Annotated in this window: 20 protein-coding genes and 1 tRNA gene; 13 read left to right on the top strand and 8 right to left on the bottom strand. The window is 66.8% G+C overall.

What is annotated here, in order from left to right:
- Positions 1-12: 12 nt before the first annotated feature.
- The 3 genes from J5M86_RS01060 to J5M86_RS01070 all read left to right on the top strand — a co-directional run bounded on the left by J5M86_RS01060 (position 13) and on the right by J5M86_RS01070 (position 4384).
- The gene (locus J5M86_RS01060; protein ID WP_188059902.1) at positions 13-1743 is read left to right on the top strand and encodes an ABC transporter ATP-binding protein; all 1731 of its coding nucleotides are present in this window, start codon (positions 13-15) and stop codon (positions 1741-1743) included.
- A complete protein-coding gene (locus J5M86_RS01065) occupies positions 1740-3563 on the top strand; it encodes an ABC transporter ATP-binding protein (RefSeq protein ID WP_370587318.1) in 1824 nt (607 codons plus the stop codon). Before J5M86_RS01060 ends, J5M86_RS01065 begins: the two co-directional genes overlap by 4 nt.
- Positions 3564-3772: 209 nt before the next feature.
- Positions 3773-4384 carry a hypothetical protein gene (locus J5M86_RS01070; protein ID WP_188059901.1) on the top strand — a complete coding sequence of 204 codons (612 nt, stop codon included), beginning with the start codon at positions 3773-3775 and terminating at the stop codon, positions 4382-4384.
- Between the two features lie 93 nt (positions 4385-4477).
- On the opposite strand, the gene J5M86_RS01075 is transcribed toward J5M86_RS01070, so the two are convergent.
- From J5M86_RS01075 to J5M86_RS01085, 3 genes are all read right to left on the bottom strand, one after another.
- Entirely contained in the window at positions 4478-5956 is a 1479-nt protein-coding gene (locus J5M86_RS01075) for an alpha/beta fold hydrolase (protein ID WP_188059900.1), read from the bottom strand.
- Positions 5953-6249, bottom strand: a complete 297-nt coding sequence (locus tag J5M86_RS01080; protein ID WP_188059899.1) for a hypothetical protein — start codon at positions 6247-6249, stop codon at positions 5953-5955. Before J5M86_RS01080 ends, J5M86_RS01075 begins: the two co-directional genes overlap by 4 nt.
- Before the next feature lie 134 nt (positions 6250-6383).
- Positions 6384-8612 (bottom strand): (Fe-S)-binding protein, encoded by a 2229-nt coding sequence (locus J5M86_RS01085; RefSeq protein ID WP_188059898.1) that lies wholly within the window; start codon positions 8610-8612, stop codon positions 6384-6386.
- A gap of 292 nt (positions 8613-8904) precedes the next feature.
- On the opposite strand from J5M86_RS01085, the gene cysK reads away from it, so the two are divergent.
- Entirely contained in the window at positions 8905-9834 is a 930-nt protein-coding gene (cysK, locus tag J5M86_RS01090) for a cysteine synthase A (RefSeq protein ID WP_188059897.1), read from the top strand.
- Positions 9835-9911: 77 nt separating this feature from the next.
- Entirely contained in the window at positions 9912-10532 is a 621-nt protein-coding gene (gene epsC, locus J5M86_RS01095) for a serine O-acetyltransferase EpsC (RefSeq protein ID WP_188059896.1), read from the top strand.
- A gap of 89 nt (positions 10533-10621) precedes the next feature.
- On the opposite strand, the gene J5M86_RS01100 is transcribed toward epsC, so the two are convergent.
- Entirely contained in the window at positions 10622-10897 is a 276-nt protein-coding gene (locus tag J5M86_RS01100) for an HU family DNA-binding protein (protein WP_188059895.1), read from the bottom strand.
- Between the two features lie 194 nt (positions 10898-11091).
- A complete protein-coding gene (locus tag J5M86_RS01105; RefSeq protein ID WP_188059894.1) occupies positions 11092-11508 on the bottom strand; it encodes a hypothetical protein in 417 nt (138 codons plus the stop codon).
- A gap of 147 nt (positions 11509-11655) precedes the next feature.
- Here J5M86_RS01105 and J5M86_RS01110 point away from each other — a divergent pair.
- Positions 11656-11745: transfer RNA gene (locus J5M86_RS01110), tRNA-Ser, on the top strand.
- A 56-nt stretch (positions 11746-11801) separates the two neighbouring features.
- Here the strand turns inward: J5M86_RS01110 and J5M86_RS01115 are convergent.
- Complete coding sequence (locus J5M86_RS01115) at positions 11802-12080, bottom strand: PLDc N-terminal domain-containing protein (RefSeq protein ID WP_188059893.1); 279 nt, start codon at positions 12078-12080, stop codon at positions 11802-11804.
- Positions 12067-12813, bottom strand: a complete 747-nt coding sequence (locus J5M86_RS01120) for a pirin family protein (protein WP_188059892.1) — start codon at positions 12811-12813, stop codon at positions 12067-12069. Before J5M86_RS01120 ends, J5M86_RS01115 begins: the two co-directional genes overlap by 14 nt.
- A 21-nt stretch (positions 12814-12834) precedes the next feature.
- On the opposite strand from J5M86_RS01120, the gene J5M86_RS01125 reads away from it, so the two are divergent.
- From J5M86_RS01125 to J5M86_RS01150, 6 genes are all read left to right on the top strand, one after another.
- The gene (locus J5M86_RS01125; RefSeq protein WP_188059891.1) at positions 12835-13131 is read left to right on the top strand and encodes a GNAT family N-acetyltransferase; all 297 of its coding nucleotides are present in this window, start codon (positions 12835-12837) and stop codon (positions 13129-13131) included.
- Positions 13131-13451 carry a carboxymuconolactone decarboxylase family protein gene (locus J5M86_RS01130; protein ID WP_244328408.1) on the top strand — a complete coding sequence of 107 codons (321 nt, stop codon included), beginning with the start codon at positions 13131-13133 and terminating at the stop codon, positions 13449-13451. The genes J5M86_RS01125 and J5M86_RS01130 overlap by 1 nt, the downstream gene beginning before the upstream one ends.
- A gap of 277 nt (positions 13452-13728) precedes the next feature.
- Positions 13729-14562, top strand: coding sequence for a DUF4397 domain-containing protein (locus J5M86_RS01135; protein WP_188059890.1), 834 nt, complete (start codon positions 13729-13731; stop codon positions 14560-14562).
- 29 nt (positions 14563-14591) lie between these two features.
- A complete protein-coding gene (locus J5M86_RS01140; protein WP_188059889.1) occupies positions 14592-15275 on the top strand; it encodes a class F sortase in 684 nt (227 codons plus the stop codon).
- A gap of 22 nt (positions 15276-15297) precedes the next feature.
- A complete protein-coding gene (locus J5M86_RS01145) occupies positions 15298-15858 on the top strand; it encodes an RNA polymerase sigma factor (RefSeq protein ID WP_244328409.1) in 561 nt (186 codons plus the stop codon).
- Positions 15842-16630 carry an anti-sigma factor gene (locus J5M86_RS01150; protein ID WP_188059888.1) on the top strand — a complete coding sequence of 263 codons (789 nt, stop codon included), beginning with the start codon at positions 15842-15844 and terminating at the stop codon, positions 16628-16630. Before J5M86_RS01145 ends, J5M86_RS01150 begins: the two co-directional genes overlap by 17 nt.
- A 25-nt stretch (positions 16631-16655) precedes the next feature.
- Here the strand turns inward: J5M86_RS01150 and J5M86_RS01155 are convergent, their stop codons facing one another.
- A complete protein-coding gene (locus J5M86_RS01155) occupies positions 16656-17504 on the bottom strand; it encodes an HNH endonuclease signature motif containing protein (protein ID WP_208965073.1) in 849 nt (282 codons plus the stop codon).
- On the opposite strand from J5M86_RS01155, the gene eis reads away from it, so the two are divergent.
- Positions 17503-18765: an enhanced intracellular survival protein Eis gene (gene eis, locus J5M86_RS01160; RefSeq protein WP_188059886.1), complete on the top strand. Its 1263-nt coding sequence runs from the start codon at positions 17503-17505 to the stop codon at positions 18763-18765. The two genes, J5M86_RS01155 and eis, sit on opposite strands and share 2 nt — an antisense overlap.
- Positions 18766-18783: the final 18 nt, after the last annotated feature.

Below are 18783 nucleotides of genomic sequence, written 5' to 3' on the forward strand. Positions count from 1 at the left end.
CACAGTGAGCGGGTGCTCACCCGACTCATCGTCAGCCATCTGCGGCGGTATCCGCAGCTGACCGCTGCCTTGGTGGTGCTGCAACTGTGCAGCGTCATCACCTCGCTCTACCTCCCTTCGCTCAACGCCAGCCTCATCGACCGCGGCGTCACCACCGGCGACATCGGCTACATCTGGCGCACCGGTGGCTGGATGTTGCTGGTCTCTTTTCTGCAGGTGCTCGCTGCCGTGGGCGCAGCCTTCGTGGCCGCGAAGCTCGCGATGTACTTCGGACGCGACACCCGAGCTGGCCTGTTCGCCCAGGTCGGACGCTTCTCGGCCCGCGAGGTCGGCCAGTTCGGAGCGCCTTCACTCATCACCCGCACCACCAACGACGTCCAGCAGGTGCAGATGCTGGTGCTGATGTCGGCGGTGCTCATGGTGATGGCTCCGATCATGATGATCGGTGGCGTGATCATGGCGCTGCGCGAATCGGTGTCACTTTCGTGGTTGATCGTCGTCTCGGTGATCGTCCTGGGCGTGGCGATCGGCCTGATCGTGCGGCGGCTCGTGCCGGGCTTCCGCGCCGTCCAGACCCGGCTGGACGAGGTCAACCGCATCCTGCGTGAGCACCTCTCCGGCGTCCGCGTGGTGCGGGCGTTCACCCGTGAGCCCTACGAGCAACAGCGGTTCGAGAAGGCCAACCGAGACCTCAGCGACATGCTGGTGCACACCGCTCGACTGATGATGTCGCTCTTCCCGATCGTGTTCATGGTCATGAACCTCTCGACCACCGCCGTCTGGTGGTTCGGTGGCCACCAGGTGCAGGAGGGCACCCTGCAGATCGGTGCGGTGACCGCCTACATGACCTACCTGATGCAGATCCTCATGGCGGTCATGATGGCCACCTTCATGGTGATGATGATTCCGCGCGCCGCGGTCTCCGCCGAACGCATCAGCGAGGTGCTCTCCACCGGGCCGTCGGTCGAGCCACCTGCCGACCCGCGCCGGCCCGAGCAGATCCGCGGATGGGTCGACCTCGAAGATGTCTCGATGTGTTACCCGGGCGCCGACGTGCCTGTGCTGCAAGGCATCTCGTTGCAGGCGCGCCCCGGTCAGACCGTTGCCGTCATCGGTGCGACCGGCTCCGGCAAGTCGACTCTGCTGTCGCTGATCGCCCGACTCTTCGACGCCACGTCCGGCCGGGTGCTGGTCGACGGGGTGGACGTGCGCGACCTCGAGCCGCAGCTGCTGTGGGGACGCATCGGCATCGTGCCGCAGAAGTCGTATCTGTTCACAGGCACGATCGCCTCCAACCTGCGATATGGCGATCCGGACGCGACTGACGAGCAACTCTGGGAGGCGTTGCGCATTGCGCAAGCCGCCGACTTCGTCGAGGCATTGGAGGGCGGGCTGGACGCCGAGGTCAGCCAGGGCGGCACCAACTTCTCCGGCGGTCAGCGCCAGCGACTGTGCATCGCGCGAGCCCTGGTCAGCCGCGCCACCATCTACCTCTTCGATGACAGCTTCTCCGCGCTCGATCTGCGCACCGACCGGGCGCTGCGCACCGCGCTCGCGCCGCACGTCGCCGATGCCACGGTTTTCGTGGTGGCGCAACGGGTTTCGACGATCCGCGACGCTGACCAGATCGTGGTGCTCGAGGACGGCCGGATCGTCGGACTCGGCACCCATGACGAACTGCTTCGCACCTGCCAGGAGTACCAGGAGATCGTCGCCTCCCAGCAGATGGAGGGTGTGGCATGAGCGCGCAGGCCCGTGGCCCGATGCGCCGCCAGCACGGCCCCGGCATGGGCATCGGTGCGGCGGAGAAGACGATGGACTTCAAGGGCTCTGGACGCCGGTTGCTCGGCCGGCTACGACCCTTCCGGGCCGCACTGGTGCTCGTCCTCGCGCTCACGGTGGTGTCGGTCGCACTGTCGGTCGTTGCGCCGCGCGTCCTGGGCGGGGCCGTCGACAAGATCTTCGACGGCGTACTCGCGCAGCGGCCGATCGACTTCGACGGGGTCGGTCGCATCCTGCTCATCGTCATCGCGCTCTACGCCGGTTCGGCGCTGGCCCAGCTCGTGCAGGGTTTCATCCTGGCCCGCATCGTGCAGCGCACCGTGCAGCGGCTGCGCGACGAGGTGGAGCAGAAGATCAACCGGTTGCCGCTGGCCTATCTCGACGGTCAGCCGCGCGGTGAACTGCTCTCGCGGGTGACGAATGACATCGACAACGTCGGCCAGTCGATGCAACAGACCATCAGCCAACTGCTGGTCAACGGGCTCACCGTCATCGGCGTGCTGGTGATGATGCTGTCGATCTCCTGGTGGCTGACGCTGGTGGCACTGCTCGCCATCCCCGTCGTGCTCGCGGTGACCGGTCGGGTGATGAAACGCTCGCAGGGGCTCTTCGTCGACCAATGGAAGCGCACCGGCGAACTCAACGCACAGATCGAGGAGACCTACTCGGCGCACGAGCTGGTGAAGGTGTTCGGTCGGGGTCCGCAGACCCAGGCGAGGTTCGCCGAGGCCAACGACGAGCTGACCCAGGTGAGCTGGAAAGCGCAGTTCATCAGTGGGCTGGTGATGCCGATCATGATGTTCGTCGGCAACCTGCAGTACGTCATCGTGTGCGTCATCGGCGGCGTCCAGGTGGCGAACGGTGGTATGTCGCTCGGCCAGGTGACGGCCTTCGTGCAGTACTCCCGGCAGTTCACTCAACCGCTCACGCAGTTGGCCTCGATGGTCAACCTCTTGCAGTCGGGTGTGGCCAGCGCCGAGCGGGTCTTCGAGGTGCTCGACGCACCCACGGAGTCGCCCGACGGCGAAGGCGCCCTGTCCACTGGTCCGGGCGCCGTGACCTTCCAGGACGTCAGCTTCTCCTACGGTGACGAGCCGCTCATCGAACACCTCGACCTCACGGTGCAGCCGGGCCAGACCGTCGCGATCGTCGGGCCGACCGGGGCGGGCAAGACCACCTTGGTCAACCTGCTGATGCGTTTCTACGACGTCGACTCGGGCCGGATTTTGTTGGACGGCATGGATATTCGCGAGGTGCCTCGCGCCGAACTTCGCTCCCGGATCGGCATGGTGCTGCAGGACACCTGGCTCTTCCACGGCACGATCGGCGCCAACATCGCCTACGGCAACCTCGACGCCACGGAGGAGGAGGTCACCGCTGCGGCTCGGGCCACCTATGTCGACCGCTTCGTACACTCCTTGCCCGACGGCTACGACACCGTGATCGAGGAGGACGGCGGCAGCGTCTCGGTCGGCGAGCGTCAGCTCATCACTATCGCACGCGCCTTTGTCGCTGATCCCGCGCTGCTGATCCTCGACGAGGCGACCTCCTCGGTCGACACCCGCACCGAGGTGCTGGTGCAGCAGGCGATGGCTGCGTTGCGGGCTGGTCGCACCAGCTTCGTGATCGCACACCGGCTCTCGACGATCCGCGACGCCGACCTGATCCTGGTGATGGACGCCGGGCGCATCGTCGAACAGAGCAACCACGACGAGCTCTTGGCACGCGGCGGTGTCTATCGCGACCTCTACACCTCGCAGTTCGAGGGCGCGCAGACCTGATTCGGGTGCCTTCCGGCCGCCCGAAGTTACCGCCGGGTTGAAAATAAACGCCTGCAGGTCTGCCATTGTTCCCGTTTGACGGCTAGCTTGGATGAGGATCCGGGCGGGGACCCGGGTCGTTCATTCGCAGCAGTTGGGGATTTGTGATGCGGAAAGTTACTCGTTTGGCCTCCGTCGGCGCATTGTCGGCGGGCCTTGTCGGTGTCGGCATGGGGGCTGCCAGCGCAGCGACTGTCGTCGGCACGCCGTTGGTGTCGGCCACTCAGGTGGTGAGCAAGGACTGCCAGAAGACCACGGCCAAGGTGACCGCCAGCGTTCGCGGTGTGACGAACGACAAGGGCGGCAAGGACCACGTGCAGTACCAGCTCTGGGACGACGGCGTCATGAAGGCGTCGTACGACCTGTGGGTGACTGTCGGTCAGACCGTCAAGCCGACCGTGGTGATGGAGTTCTCCGGCCTCTACGCCACCGGACGGACGGGCGTCGGCATCTACCTGGTCGACACGGAGAACAAGAGGACGCTCGTGTCGAAGGACCCGTTCGTGCCGAGCGACACCACCGGCAGCTGCACGCCCACGGCTCCTCCGACCGCCACCGTCGAGCCAACGAGCACTCCGACCACGAGCACGACCACCAAGCCGACGACCACGTCGACCACGACGCCGACGACGAAGCCCACCGGCACCGTCACCGGCCCGCCGGTCGTCACTGACGGTGGTCAGCCGCCGTCGAACGACAACGGCCGTCTGCTGCTCGGCGGCGGGGCAGCGCTGTCGCTGTTCGCTGGTCTGGCCTTCGTGCTGGGGCGTCGCCTCACCTGAGACTGACTGACTTGATCGACCGACGGGTCGGTGTCGCCGAGTGCGACGCCGGCCCGTCGGTGATTTCCCGAGCAGGCGTCGCCCGTGCAGCCGTCATCGGTTCGGCACCTTGGCGACCACATCGGGCGGCTTGCGCTGCAGGTGGTAGTCGTCCACCGTGCCGGTGTCGCCACCGAAGAACGCGCTGTCGTAGAAGGCGCGGACGTCGGGGTCGGTGCTGTGGGCGGGAGCCCAAATGCGGGCCGATTCGGCGTAGCGATCGGCGCCGTGCACCGCGATCGGGTCGGTCTTGTCTTCCGGCCTGGCCACCGGGTCGCCGGTGATGCCATACCGATGGCGGACGTCCGGCGGCTTCTGGTGGTCGAGGCGCGGCACCGGGTCGGCCTTGTGAGCGAGGTCGAGGGTCTGCACCGACGCCGGCACGCGGATGTGGGAGACCGGTGAACCGGCGGTCGCGACATGGGTGACGCGGAAGGTCGTGCGGAAACGGCGATCCTGCGCCAACCGGGTGGCCACGATGCCGCCCTGGCTGTGACCGGCCAGCATCACCGGCTCGCTGCCCGGCTTCACCCCCGCCTTGGCCATCGAGGTTTGGAGCGCCTTCTCGATCGCCGGGTAGAGCGTGCTGGGCAGCCCTGCGACGGCAGCGAGGTTGGCAGCGGCATCACTGGGATTGGAGGGCTGCGTAGCCGACCAATCCTGGGTGCCGGGCACCTCCACGATCCACGCACCCTCACCGGACGCCGACGTCACATGGCGCACCCGGATGCGGGAGGCGGTGTTGCCGGCGCTCGCCTTCTCGCTCTCGATACTGCCCACGCTGTCGAAGACGTCCCCGACATCGCGCGGTGGACGTTGGGAGTGAGGGATCGGCGGCGCCGTGCGCACCGTCAGCGGGTGGTCGTCTCGCAGGAGGCGCAGTACGCGAGCCGTGGCGGTCGTCCCTGCTGCCCTTCTCTCCAGCGTGCCCGGTGCCATGACCTCGGCGAGAGAGTCACCCGCGAGCAGGCGGACGGTGATGAGCGCGTCCTCGGTGAGGCCGGGTGAGGCGATGAGGCGATGCTTGAGGTGTGCCACGAAGGCTTGATCGGGCGACTTGTCGCGGATGCGCTCAGGCATAGCGGCATCGCGTGCCCAGTCGTACTGCGACGGCAACGGCACTGTCGCGGCAGCAGACCAAGCGGCGGCGGAGCACAGGGCAGCCGTCATCCGGGGGAGTGCAATGGCCACCTGCACTGATCGCATCAGTGCATCGGCGGTGGCGTCGGCGCCTGCGTAGGCCGATGCGCTGAAGCGCAGTGACCGCGCGATCACCTCCAGGTCGAGACCGGTCGCCGCCAGGCCCTGCAGCCCGTGAACGAGACGGAATTCGTCGGCGGCGATATCGGCAGCGCGCAAGGGAGCCAGCGGTACCGCCGTGGCCGGTAGGCGCAGCAGGGCTGTGATCAGCCTTCCTCCAGCGCCGCGGACGTCGTTGCCGGCGCGGTCGAGCACACCGGCGGTCGAGTGCATGTCGGCCAGATCGGCGACCGTGGAATGTGAGCCGCCGGTGCGCTCCGGCTCGCCGCTCACACCAGTTCCCGCATCGTTTCGACGGTGCCCGTGATGGCCTTACCGAGCACCGAGGTGCGCCGCTCGACCGCGCGGGCGTATGCCTCGAGCGAGGCGGCCAGTGAGTCGACGTCGCGGGCGAGGGCATTGATGCGGGCCGCGTTGGTGCTGAGTCGTTTTCGGTACTGAGCGGCGCCGACGCTCTGCCAGGCCACGCCGTGCGCCCCGCCGACCGTGCGGGTGGTGCTGCGCAGATCGGCCGCGATGCCGCGCACCCGGCGGGCCACGTCCCTGATCTCGGAGGCATCACTCATGGCAAGGAAGCTACGGAGTCGGCCGGTCGTCCTGAAGGGTCACCGAAAGCCCTGTGCACAACCGTGCTCGACGTCGCACCTGTGGATGAACAAGGAGGGCCACCGAAACCGGTGGCCCTCCTGATGCGCTCGGTTCAGTCTGCCGTCTTCACTGCAGCCAGCAGCATGTTGGCCACATCGACCACCTCGACGTCCTCGCGGGCGTTGCCGTTGGACTGCTCGGCGGTCAGGCCGTCGGTGAGCATGACGCGGCAGAACGGGCAGCCGATGGCGATGCGGTCGGCGCCTGTCGCGACGGCCTCCTGGGTGCGGTTCAGGTTGATGCGCGAACCCAGCTTCTCCTCCATCCACATGCGGGCACCACCGGCGCCGCAGCAGAAGGAGGTCATGCCGCTGCGTTCCATCTCCTTGTACTCCACTCCCGGCAGCGAACCGATGAGTTCGCGCGGCGGGGCGTACACGTTGTTGTGACGGCCCAGGTAGCACGGGTCGTGGTAGGTCACCGAGCGACCGGTGGATGCAGCGCCCGAGGACGTCGGCGTCTCGCCCGGGCGGGTCACCGGGGTCAGCAGCTTGTCGCGCACCAGGCGGTTGAGCAGCTGGGTGTGGTGCACCACCTCGTAGTTGCCGCCGACCTGCGGGTACTCGTTCTTGATGGTGTTGAAGCAGTGCGCGCAGGTGACCACGATCTTGGAGGCACCTGCCTCGTTGAGGGTCTCGACGTTCTGCTGGGCCAAGGCCTGGAAAAGCATCTCGTTGCCGGCCCGGCGAGCCGAGTCGCCGGTGCAGGTCTCGCCATCGCCGAGCACGGCGAAGTTGACCCCGGCGAGGTCGAGCAGTTCGGCCACCGCGCGGGTGGTCTTCTTCGCGCGGTCTTCGTAGGCGCCGGCGCAACCGACCCAGAACAGGTAGTCGACCTCGGCCAGCGACTCGACGTCCTGCCCGTAGACCTTGACCTCGAAGGGGAGATCCTTGGCCCAGTCGAGGCGGGCGCGCGGAGCCATGCCCCACGGGTTGCCCTTGTTCTCCATGTTCTTGAAGAGTCCGCCGAGCTCACTGGGGAAGGCCGACTCGATGAGCGTCTGGTAGCGGCGCATGTCGACGATGTGGTCGACGTGCTCGATGTCGACCGGGCACTGCTCGACGCACGCACCACAGGTGGTGCAACTCCACAGCACATCCTCGTCGATGACGGCGTCCGGACCATGCGGGTTGTACGCGGTGAGCGGGTGGTCGAGGTCGTAGCCGGTCTGGCCGATCAGCGGAACAGACTCGCCAGACTCAGCCGTCGCGGCCTCGGCCGCCTTCATGAACGGTGCGTTGGCGTGCGCGTTGTCACGCAGCGTCATCATGAGCAGCTTGGGCGACAGCGGCTTCTCGGTGTTCCAGGCCGGGCACTGGCTCTGGCAGCGTCCGCACTCGGTGCAGGTGGAGAAGTCGAGCAGACCCTTCCAGGTGAAGTCGTCGACCTTGCCGACGCCGAGCACCTCATCGCCTTCGAGCTCTTCCATCGACTCAGGGGTGAGCGGCTTGCCGTTCACGATCATCGGCTCCAGCGCGCCCAGGGCCGTACGACCGTCGGCGTTGCGCTTGAAGAAGATGTTGAAGAAGGCCAGGAAGCGGTGCCACGCGACACCCATGGTGATGTTGAGCGAGATCGTGATCATCCACGCCATCGAGATGATGATCTTCAGCGCGGCGATGACGACGATGAACTGCTTGAGCCCCGCGTTGTCCATGTTGGCCCACCAGTTGCCCATCCAGGCGGTGAGCGGGAAGTGCAGCAGGCTGGCGTGGTCGTTGCCGGTCACCTTCATCTGCGCGTACTCCAGCGCGCGCAGCGTCAGGATGCACATCGTGACGCCGAGGATCGTGAGCTCGACGTAGTAGGCCTGCCAGAAGGTGGAGCCGAAGAAGCGCGACTTGCGACCGTCCGGACCGGCGGATCGTCCGGGGTGCAGCTTGCGACGGTTCCAGATCAGGTAGCTGATGCCGAACAGGCCGGTCCAGGCCAGCAGTTCGGTGAGCCACTCGTAGGGGAAGAAGTGGCCGATGAGCGGCAACGCAAAGGTCGGGTCGAACAGCTGCCCGTAGGCGTTGACCAGCGTCAGGAAGAGGACGCCGAAGCTCACCATCGTGAACCAGTGCGCGATCGCGACCACCGGCAACCGCGACATCCGGGTGTGGCCGAGCACCTCGCGCAGTAGCGTCATCGTGCGCGCGCCCTTGTTGTCGCCGCGGTCGGCGGACTGGCCGACCTTGAAGGTGGCGATCAGTTGGCGGCTGGCGCGGACCAATAGTGCGACGCCGACGATGCTGATGGCGAGGGCCAGGAAGGCGGCGATGATCTGCAGCGCTGTCATGGGCGCAATCCTAACGACGGTTACTGCTGAGTAATCAGTGGCTGACAAGGTGGAAGATTGACCCTGCCCTGACAGGGTTAATCTTCCATGTTGTTGATCAGGACGTGCGTCGGACGCCGTCTCGTTTGCGACACGGGTGCCGGCCCGTCGTCGCGGCTCATTCCTCGGCGTCTCGGAAAGTGTCACGAAGTGGCGACTGGAGGACGCCGGTGTATAACCTGACGTTGGAATGGGCATAACAAGCTATGCGTTATCGCCCGTAAGCATCCGAACACACGAAGGCGAACCGCGCATGCCCATCCTGAACGACGTCACCGAGGCCATCGGCAACACACCGCTGGTCAAGATCAACCGCATCATCGACGCCCCCGACGTGACCGTCGCCGCGAAGCTGGAGTTCAGCAATCCCGCCGCCTCGGTCAAGGACCGCATCGGCGCCGCGATCATCAAGGCGGCTGAGGAGTCGGGCGAACTCAAGCCGGGCGGGACGATCGTCGAAGCGACGTCCGGCAACACCGGGATCGCGCTGGCCATGGTCGGCGCGGCCAAGGGCTACAAGGTCGTCCTCGCCATGCCGGAGACGATGTCGACCGAGCGCAAGAGCCTGCTGAAGGCGTTCGGCGCTGAGCTCATCCTGACCCCCGGCTCCGAGGGCATGAAGGGCGCCGTCAACAAGGCCAACGAGATCGTCGCCGAGCGCGGTGGGGTGCTGGCCCGCCAGTTCGCCAACGAGGCCAACGCGAGGGTGCACCGCGAGACCACCGCTGAGGAGATCTGGCGTGACACCGACGGCGGCGTCGACATCCTCATCTCCGGCATCGGCACGGGCGGCACGATCACCGGTGTCGGCCAGGTGCTCAAGGAGCGCAAGCCGGACGTCCAGATCATCGCGGTGGAGCCCGAGGAGTCGCCGATCCTGAACGGCGGTCAGCCCGGCCCGCACAAGATCCAGGGCATCGGTGCCAACTTCGTCCCCGAGATCCTCGACACCGAGGTGTACGACGAAGTCATCGACATCAACGCCGGTTCCGCCGTGGAGTGGGCGCGCAAGGCAGCCACGCAGGAGGGCCTGTTGGTCGGCATCTCCTCCGGTGCGGCGCTCGCCGCGGCAGCCCAGGTGGCCGCGCGTCCGGAGAACAAGGGCAAGACGATCGTCGTCATCATCCCCAGCTTCGGTGAGCGTTACCTGTCGACCATCCTGTTCGAGGGCATCCTCGACTGATCATCCGCCGCGGCGCTCGGAATCGCCCGGGCGCCACGGCGGTTGTCATTCCCGTGGCTGAAGAAGGAAGTAGCGCGATGGCAGTTCTGACCGACGGTGGCGTGAACCGTCGCAGTTTCTCGCTGCGCTCGGCGCTCGACCAGGCCCGGGACGACGTCGACTCCGCGATCGCGCGTGACCCGGCCGTCGACTCGCGCCTGGAGATGGTGCTGGCCTCGCCTGGTCTGCACGCGATCTGGACCCACCGCGTCTCCCATTCCATGTGGCGCAGAGGTGGACGCTGGAAGCTGCCCGCGCGCATGCTCTCGCAGGTCTCGCGTGCCGTGACCGGAGTAGAGATCCACCCCGGCGCCCAGATCGGCAAGCGCTTCTTCATCGACCACGGCATGGGCGTCGTGATCGGCGAAACGGCCGAGATCGGTGATGACGTGATGATGTACAACGGCGTCAACCTCGGCGGACGGACACTGGCAAAGGTGAAGCGCCACCCCACCCTCGGCGACGGCGTCACTGTCGGGGCAGGTGCGCGCATCCTGGGCCCGGTGACCGTTGGAGCGGGCTCAGCCGTCGGCGCCAACGCAGTGGTGGTCAAGGACGTTCCGGCCCAATCGACTGCGGTTGGTGTGCCAGCCGTGGTGCGACCCACGCGTCCGGCGGTGGAGCGGGACGACTACGTCGATCCGGCCATCTACATCTGATTCAGGGACGGCTCCGAGCCACCCCGACAACGAGAAGGAGCCCGCGACCGAAGTGGTGCGGGCTCCTTTCGAAGTTCTGTGGCCGAAGCTCAGCCCTTGGCAGCAGCCTTCAGCTTGCTGCCAGCGGTGACCTTGGCGGCCTTCGTCGCGGCGATCTGGATCTCTTCGCCGGTCTGCGGGTTGCGGCCGGTGCGGGCAGCGCGGTCGACAACCTCGATGGTGAGCAGACCCGGGAGCTGGATCTTCTCGCCGCGACCGACGGCCTCGAGGATGACGTCGTTGAGACCGCCGATGACCGCGTTGGCGTCCTTGGCGCTGACACCGGTGCGCTGGGCGATGGTGCTGGCGAGGTCAGTCTTGTTCATCAAATTTCCTGTCTGTGCGAATCACGATGGCTCTGGGCTTCGCCATCTGACTGGTCAGCTGATCGGTCGAACCTCACAGCCTTGGCAGTCCATCACAAGAACCGCGTAAAACCGCGGATTTGTGCGGGTGTGCCGTTGAATCAACCGTAGGGGATGAGCGCCTCAGGTCAAACCGGAACGCGCGTGAGGCACGCTCAGTTGGCGTCGAAGCCGGGGTCGGCCGCCTTGGTCTGAACTGCGTCCGGATCTTCGACGTTCTTGGTGGAGCCGCTGTCGGTGTCAGACGCGGGAGCGGTCTGCTCGTTCCCGTGCGCCAGCGAGCCCTCGACCACAGGACCCTTGTGACTGTTGGTTGCTGCCTGGTAACCGGCGGCCACCGCACTCTTGGCAGCGGTGCTGGCGCCCTTCAACGCAGCAGTGCCCGCAGCGGCCGCGACCTCGGGGCCGCGCTCCTTCAAGGTCTGGGTTGCCTCGTCCTTCTTCTGCTGCACCGCGGGGTGCTGCCACGCCTTGCCGGCCTGCAGCTTGATCTGCTCATAGCGCTCTTCGCCCGCTCGCGCGCCGACCACGTACCCGGCCGCGAACCCGGCGAGGAAAGAAATCTTGCCCATCGGGGCTCCTCTCGTCTCAGTGGACGACCATACTGATCGGCTCCGGATCTCTGGGGTCTGCGGAGCCGTGGGCTTGAACGAACTCAACACGGTTCGAGAACTGCTCGTCGTCGCCTACCATGGGCGGGCTGCGGTTCGCCGTGGCAAGGAGGGCTCGCATAGTGGCCTAGTGCGGCGGTCTTGAAAACCGCTAAGTCGGTAACCCCGGCTTCGTGGGTTCGAATCCCACGCCCTCCGCCCTTGCGGCCCGCTACAGCTGAAATGGGGCCCCGCGGAAGCGGGGCGCCGTTGTCTCAGTGCTGGTAGGGCTGGAACTGGGCTTGGTGCTGGCCGCTGTTGCGCACCGCGCGCAGCTTGGTGCGCATGGTGAACCAATAGATCATCGCGCCGATGCCGCCGACGAGGACGACGACGAGCACCCATACGACCTTGGACGAGCCGGCCGCCTGGTACTCCCGCTCGTTGTACTTCAACAGGTCGACGAGCGCCAGGATCCAGAAGATGAACATCGCGAAGGCGATGACAAGGAACACGAGAAGCAGGACCAGCCCAACGGCGCTACCGGAACTCATGCCGCAATCCTAGTAATCCGTGGCGCCGCGCCGGCATCTCGCCGATGGTGATCGTCAAGGTGTTGCGTCCCGGGTCGACGCAGGCGAGATCGCCGCGTTCGAGGGTTTCTCCCTCGAAGGTGACATCGCCCGAATCCACGAGCAGGGCGTGCTCGAAGGAAGGATCGACGTCGAGCCTCAGCTCACTGCCGGCGTCCAGGCGCAGCTCTGCTCCGAGCAACGGGGAGTATGTGCGGACGGGGGAGGTGTCGACGCCCTTGAGTTCGCCCAGGAAGACCAGCGCCGAGCCCTGGCAGCCGTCCAAAGGCACTTCGTCAGGCGCGTGATGCTCGAAGGCGCGGGCGACCTTGCGCGCGGAATCCGGCAGCGCCACCCACAGTTGGACGCCGTGCAGCGAAGAGGTGTCAGGAGTGGAGACCTCGGAGTGGGCGATGCCGTCGCCGCTGGTCATGAGGTTCATCTCGCCGGGACGCACCATGCCGTGCACGCCGCCTGAGTCGCGGTGCTCGATGGTGCCGTCGAACAGCCACGACACCGTCTGCAGCCCGGTGTGCGGGTGCGGCGGGACGTCCATGCCGTCCCGCTTCGCATCACGAACCGGCTCGGGACCGTAGTGGTCGACGAAGCACCAGGCCCCGATGAGCGAGCGCTCCTTGTGCGGGAGGGTGCGGCGCACCTCCAGCGCGCGCAGACCGCCGAGCGGCACTTTTCGTGCTTGCAGTACCTGAACCATCAGCAACCCAATCTCGTGTGCATGCTCGCGAACCCGACCTCGCTCTTTCTCGACCGCGACCACGAGGAAGTGGCCGAGCGGGTCTTCTTCCACACCGAGGTCGACGAGGAGTTCGGCGGACGCGGGCTGGCGACCATTCTCGTCCGCGAAGCCATCGCCGCCACGCGCGAAGCCGGCAAGATCATCTTCCCCGTCTGCCCGTTGGTGCGCGGCGTGCTGACCAAGAATGCCGACGAGTACGAGGGGGCGTTACGCCAGAACCGGCCCGCTGATTTCGCGTGGGTGCAGGAGGAACTCGCAGCACGGAAGCAAGGCTGATGAGCGAGCCGGCACGGGGTGGCTCCGCCGAGCGTCCCTACATCGACAAGACCCACCCTGAGATCTACTCCGTGCTCGTGTCGGCCGCCAAGGCCACCCGCGAAGCCTGGTCGGCAGCAGGTCTGGACGAATCACTCATCGAACTGGTCAACACCCGTGTCTCCCAGATCAACGGATGCGTGACCTGCCTCAATGTGCACGTGCCGGCGCTGCCCGCAGCCGGTGTCGACGAACTCAAGATCGACCTGCTGCCCGCCTGGCGTGACGCGCAGATCTACTCCGAGCAGGAGCGAGTGCGCTCGCCCTCGCCGAGGCGCTGACCTGCCCGCACGAACTCGACCTCGCGCGGGCGCAGGCCGCCGCATCGCATGTTTCTCCACCGAAGCGCTCGCAGCCTTGGAGTGGGTCATCGTGGTCATCAACAGCTTCAACCGGGTGTCGATCGCCAGCGGTCACCCACCTCGGCGACGCACGAGCTGAGTGCCCACAACAGGCCCGAAAAGTTTTTTCGGCGAAGGTGCATCCAAGATCGGGGTTCAAACGGAAGAGAGGGACAGAAGCACTCGTCGGGAGTGCCTCAAGTCCAAGGAGACCGTCATGAATCTCGCCCGAATTGTCGCGGCAGGTGTTGGTGTCACTGGAGCGATCGCGTTGTCGCCCACCCTCGCCCATGCCGCAGACGCCCCGGCCGCCAAGCCCGCGATGGTGTCGGTGCTGCACGCGGTGCCCGGTGCCACGGTGGATGTCTACGCCAACGGCAAGGAACTGCTGCCCGACTTCAAGCCCGGCACGCTGACCGACCCGGTGTCGCTGCCTGCCGGTGAGTACGACCTGAAGGTCGTGGCGCCCAACGCCGGAGCCGACGGTAAGGCGATCATCGAGGCGAACGACGTGAAGGTGCCAGCCGGTGCCAACATCACCGTCGTGGCCCACCTGTCGGCCGACGGCAAGCCGATGCTCACCCCCTACGTCAACGACACCTCCGCCCTCGCGGCCGGCAAGGCCCGCGTGACGGTGCGCCACACCGCTGCCGCACCCGCGGTGGACGTGCGCGCCAACCAGGCGGTCGCCTTCAAGAACCTGGTCAACCCCAAGGAGGCCATGGCTGACCTGGCTGCCGGCAACATCTCGGCGGATGTCGTGCTCGCCGGCACGCAGACCGTCGCGATCGGCCCGGCCGATTTGTCGCTGAAGGCCGGCACCAACACGATCGTGTATGCGTGGGGTAGCGCCGCCGACAAGAACCTCAAGCTCGCCGTGCAGACGATCGACGGTCTCGGCGGAATGCCCGGTGGCGTACCGGCCGGCACCGGTGGTCAGGCGACCGCCGGCGACTCCTCGTCCGCGGGCGTGATCGTGCTTGGCGCCGCCGGTGCCGGTGCACTCGCCATGCTGGCCACCCGTCGCCGGTCGCGCACCGAGCGCGCGTGAACCCTCACCGCTCCCGGAGGGTGGCAGTCGTGGTGGCTGCCGCCCTCCTGGGCGGTGGGCTCGGTGCCGCTGCAACCGGCGGTGACGAGCAGCCGCCGACCTCGGACGGGGCAGCGCTGGCTGCGTACGCGTCTTCGTCGTCGTCTTCGTCGGCTTCGTCGGGGAGTTCTGTCTCAAACACCTCCGCGGCCACCGCCCGCCCACCGGCGCAGAGCGGCCTACCCGCACCGGTGCGCCGAGACGCGCAACCGACCGCGCTGCGCTCGCGCATCACGCCGACCGACGTGACGATCGATTCGATCGGGCTGCGGTCGACGGTTCGTCCCGTCGGAGTGGACCGGTCGGGCCTGATGGAGATTCCCCAGGACGTGCAGGTCGCGGGCTGGTATCGCCATGGCTCAGCGCCGGGGGAAGGCGGTGGGGCGACAGTGCTTGCGGCACATGTGGATTCGGCAGCAGCCGGCACCGGGCCGTGGGCGAAGCTCGCCGACGTCCCGGTCGGGAGCGAGGTGCGGGTCAGCACTGCAGAGGGAACCGTGCGGTACCGCATTTCATCGGTCAGCCAGTTGCGCAAGAACGGCCTCGACACGACGGCGCTCTTCTCCTCGTCCGGCCCCGAACGCCTGCATCTGGTCACCTGCGGAGGCCGATTCGACCGAGCGACGGGTCACTACGACCAGAACGTCGTGGCCATCGCCGTGCGGGTGCGCTGATGGCCATGACTACTGTTGAACTGTGAGCCTGGAGGATGCCGATGTGCAGCAGCTCGCTGTGCAGTTCCAGGAAGGGTCGCGCGAGGCGTTGGCCGAGATCTATCGACGCTGGAGCCCGTTGGTCTTCACCGTCGCCCATCGCGCCCTGGGGCACCGCGCGGACGCGGAGGACGTCACCCAGCAGGTGTTCGTCGCCGCGTGGAAGAGCCGCCATACCTTGCAACCGTCCTCGACCGCCCTGCCGGGCTGGTTGGTGGGCATCGCCAAGCACCGGATCGCTGACCGGATGTCGTCACGGGCCCGCGACCTTCGACTGGTCGAGCACGTGGGGTCTTCCGGTGAACCCGATCCGGTGGACGAGGTGTACCGGGTTGTCGACCGCGTCGTGGTCGCTGACGCCATCGATCAATTGGACGAGCCGCGCCGTACCGTTGTGTTGCTGGCCTTCACCGAGGATCTCACCCACGAACTGATCGCCCAGCGGGTCGACCTACCGCTCGGCACGGTCAAGAGCCACATCAGACGCGGCCTGCAGCAGTTGCGAACCCGACTCCAGGAGGTGAGTCATGCAGCATCCGAGTGATGACGAACTGGTCGACCTGGTCATGGAGACCGGAGAGCACCAGGACGCCCTTCTCCACGTCCGGGAATGTGCCGAATGCAGCGATGCGCTCACCCAATTGCGCCGCGCGCTCGACGCTGCTTCGGCCGGTGCGCCTGTGCTCGAGCAGCCGGGTGAGCACGTGTGGCAGGGCATCCTGGACGACATCGACCGTGCCGATGATGATGCTGTCGGATCCGACACTGACCCCGATGACGGTGTCACTGACGATCGCCGGCCTTTCAGAGTCGTCAGCGAAACTCCTGGCAGTGGCAGTGGCAGTGGCAGTGGCAGTGGCAGTGCGAAGCGGGGTGTCGGTCGACGCCGCACCTTCCTCGCGGTTGCAGCCGCGTTGGTCATCGGCGCAGGCATCGGACGCTTCACGGCATCGCCGACGAACGACCCGCCGACGACGGCGACCGTCTTAGCCAAGACGTCGTTGACGACGCTGGGTGACGCGCCCAAGCCGCTCGGCCAGGCCGAGCTCATGCGCAGCGGCTCGGCGACAAAGGTGCAGATTGCGATGAACTCGTTGCCCTCCAACGGCGAGATCGTCGAGGCGTGGTTGATCAACAAGGACGGCCAGCGAATGATCAGCATCGGCTTCATGCACGGTGCGAAGCCGCAGCAGTTCGTCATCGACCCGCGATTGGTCCAAAAGGGATACGTGATCGTTGACCTCTCCCGCGAACCGCTGGACGGCAACCCGAAGCACTCCGGTGACAGCATCGTGCGGGGCACGCTTCCGGTCTGACTTCGCCGCTCCGTCTAGGCCCAGGTCAGCTGAGCGTGAGGGCGGGGCGGGTGATGTGGACGCTGCCGGTGGGTGAGGTCCAGGTGCAGTCGCCGTCGCGGGTCATGGTGACGCTCCAGCGTTTGGCGGTCTTGACGCGGTGGTGCCGTTTGCACAGCAGCTGCAGGTTGGACGGTGTGGTGTGTCCACCGGGAGTGCCCCAGGGAATGACGTGGTCGGCCTCGCAGTACTTCACCCCGCGGCTGCAGCCGGGGTAGCGGCAGTGTTCGTCGCGCAGTTCCACGAAGCGGCGGATGTGGGCCGGGACGCGGTAAGCCGGTGAGCAGGTGTCGGCCGTGCCGAAGGGGGCGAACTCCAGTTCAGCGGCGGCGTCGGCGATCGGTGCGAACCATGCCTCGAAGGCTTCGTCGTCGTACTGATGAGCGTTCGCGGTCTCCTGGTCGAGGGATTCCTGCCGATCGATCTCGGCGACGGCGTGTTCGAGGCTGCCGGGCACGCTGGCGCGGGCGCACCAGTCGTCCAGGTAGGCGGCGAAGTCGGCAGCAGCGGCATCGGTGGGCTCGCAGTGGGCACAGCGATCCTTTACGACCTGGGCAGGGTGTTGCTCTACAGGGTGATGTGAGGACGCTGCGCTGCCTGGCGGATCGGCTGTGTGCCAATGGGATTCGCTGTTCGGGGCGGTGTTGCCGTTGTCGTGGTGCTCCGACTGTGGCTGCTGCGCGCGAGGGTCGCACTGTGCGCAGCCCGGCGGTGGTGATGGTGCGGGTCCGAGCAGGGTGAGTTGGATGTGGCAGGTCACGTTCGCCATCACCAGCTGCAGTAACGCCGAATTCAGTTGCCGCGAACACCGGGCTGCTGCGAGCGTGGACGCCATGACAGACACGCAGATTTCCATCCGGCAGATCACCCCGGACGAAGCCGAGTTCTTCCTCGAGACCGACGAACTGATCTGGGCTGCCGACGGGGATGGGCCGCTGGAAACGCGGCTGCGCAACACCCCGGTGCGGGCCAGTTTCGTGGCCGAACGCGAGGGCGAGACCGCAGGCATCTGCGCCTCCTGGGACATGCAACTCGCCGTGCCGGACGGCCGCGAGACATCCCGGCTCGTACCCGTCGAAGGGCTCACCTGGGTGGGGGTGCATCCCGATCACCGACGCCGAGGCGTGCTGCGGGAGATGATGCGTCACCACTTGCGCTGGACGCGAGACGTGAAGGGACGCTCCTTGGCCGCGCTCAAGGCGTCCGAGCCGGGCATCTACGGACGTTTCGGCTACGGCTTGGCCAGTCAGGTGCTGCGCGCCAGCTTCGGACGCGGCACCACCTTCGCTGCGCCGGCCGCTGTGGTGGAGGTAGCCGACCGCACGTCGACCAAGTTCAGTGTCACCGGCGCGCAGGACGCCGAGCGCCTGCGAGCGCTGCAATTACGGTGTGCCACAAGCGGGCCCGCTGGAACAATCGTGCGCAGCCTGGAGGATGTCGAACGACACCTCATCCACGTGCCGGAGTGGCATCGCGGTAGTGAGCCCAGCCGCGTGTTGTGGGCGACACGCGACGGCGAGGACGTCGGTTTCGCTGTCTTCCGTCGTACCCCGAAGTGGACGGACGGAGGCCCCGCCGGCCAGGTGGACGTCTGGCTCTTCGGTGCGGTGGACGTCGGCGCCCGCCTGGCGCTCATGCGCCGCTTGGTCGACTTCGATCTGATGTCGACCACCGTCAACTGGATGGCGCTGGACGACCCGCTGCTGCTGTGGGTCCCGTCCGCACGCGGCATGGGCGACGGGGTGACCGATTCACTGTGGCTTCGGTTGGTCGATCTTCCCGCGGCGGTCGCCGATCGAGGCCATGCCGCCGAGGTCGACGTGACCGTGCGGGTGCGCGACAACATCATCAACGAGAACGACGGCGTCTGGCGATGGACGACGGACGCGGGCGGCAGCGGACGCATGGAGCCGTCGGACGGCGACCCCGACCTTACGCTCGACATCCACGACCTCGGTGCGATCTGGCTGGGTGGTCAGACCCTCGGCGCCCGGCGGCTGGCCGGGTTCCTCGAAGAGCACACCGCTGGAACTGTCGCACGACTGGACGCCGCGCTCCGCACCCCGACAGCACCGCTGAAGTCGTCCGACTTCTGAGGCTGCACGCAATCGTCC

Source organism: Yimella sp. cx-51 (genome assembly GCF_017654605.1).
Classification (GTDB): domain Bacteria; phylum Actinomycetota; class Actinomycetes; order Actinomycetales; family Dermatophilaceae; genus Yimella.

Excerpts from the sequence above, each read along its gene's own strand:
- J5M86_RS01065 (WP_370587318.1), top strand. The coding sequence starts at position 1,740 with ATGAGCGCGCAGGCCCGTGGCCCGATGCGCCGCCAGCACGGCCCCGGC.
- J5M86_RS01105 (WP_188059894.1), bottom strand. The coding sequence starts at position 11,508 with ATGGGCAAGATTTCTTTCCTCGCCGGGTTCGCGGCCGGGTACGTGGTC.
- J5M86_RS01125 (WP_188059891.1), top strand. The coding sequence starts at position 12,835 with ATGCTCGCGAACCCGACCTCGCTCTTTCTCGACCGCGACCACGAGGAA.
- J5M86_RS01155 (WP_208965073.1), bottom strand. The coding sequence starts at position 17,504 with ATGGCGTCCACGCTCGCAGCAGCCCGGTGTTCGCGGCAACTGAATTCG.
- J5M86_RS01085 (WP_188059898.1), bottom strand. The coding sequence starts at position 8,612 with ATGACAGCGCTGCAGATCATCGCCGCCTTCCTGGCCCTCGCCATCAGC.
- J5M86_RS01120 (WP_188059892.1), bottom strand. The coding sequence starts at position 12,813 with ATGGTTCAGGTACTGCAAGCACGAAAAGTGCCGCTCGGCGGTCTGCGC.
- eis (WP_188059886.1), top strand. The coding sequence starts at position 17,503 with ATGACAGACACGCAGATTTCCATCCGGCAGATCACCCCGGACGAAGCC.
- J5M86_RS01115 (WP_188059893.1), bottom strand. The coding sequence starts at position 12,080 with ATGAGTTCCGGTAGCGCCGTTGGGCTGGTCCTGCTTCTCGTGTTCCTT.
- J5M86_RS01130 (WP_244328408.1), top strand. The coding sequence starts at position 13,131 with ATGAGCGAGCCGGCACGGGGTGGCTCCGCCGAGCGTCCCTACATCGAC.
- J5M86_RS01150 (WP_188059888.1), top strand. The coding sequence starts at position 15,842 with ATGCAGCATCCGAGTGATGACGAACTGGTCGACCTGGTCATGGAGACC.
- cysK (WP_188059897.1), top strand. The coding sequence starts at position 8,905 with ATGCCCATCCTGAACGACGTCACCGAGGCCATCGGCAACACACCGCTG.
- J5M86_RS01100 (WP_188059895.1), bottom strand. The coding sequence starts at position 10,897 with ATGAACAAGACTGACCTCGCCAGCACCATCGCCCAGCGCACCGGTGTC.
- epsC (WP_188059896.1), top strand. The coding sequence starts at position 9,912 with ATGGCAGTTCTGACCGACGGTGGCGTGAACCGTCGCAGTTTCTCGCTG.
- J5M86_RS01135 (WP_188059890.1), top strand. The coding sequence starts at position 13,729 with ATGAATCTCGCCCGAATTGTCGCGGCAGGTGTTGGTGTCACTGGAGCG.
- J5M86_RS01080 (WP_188059899.1), bottom strand. The coding sequence starts at position 6,249 with ATGAGTGATGCCTCCGAGATCAGGGACGTGGCCCGCCGGGTGCGCGGC.
- J5M86_RS01070 (WP_188059901.1), top strand. The coding sequence starts at position 3,773 with ATGGGGGCTGCCAGCGCAGCGACTGTCGTCGGCACGCCGTTGGTGTCG.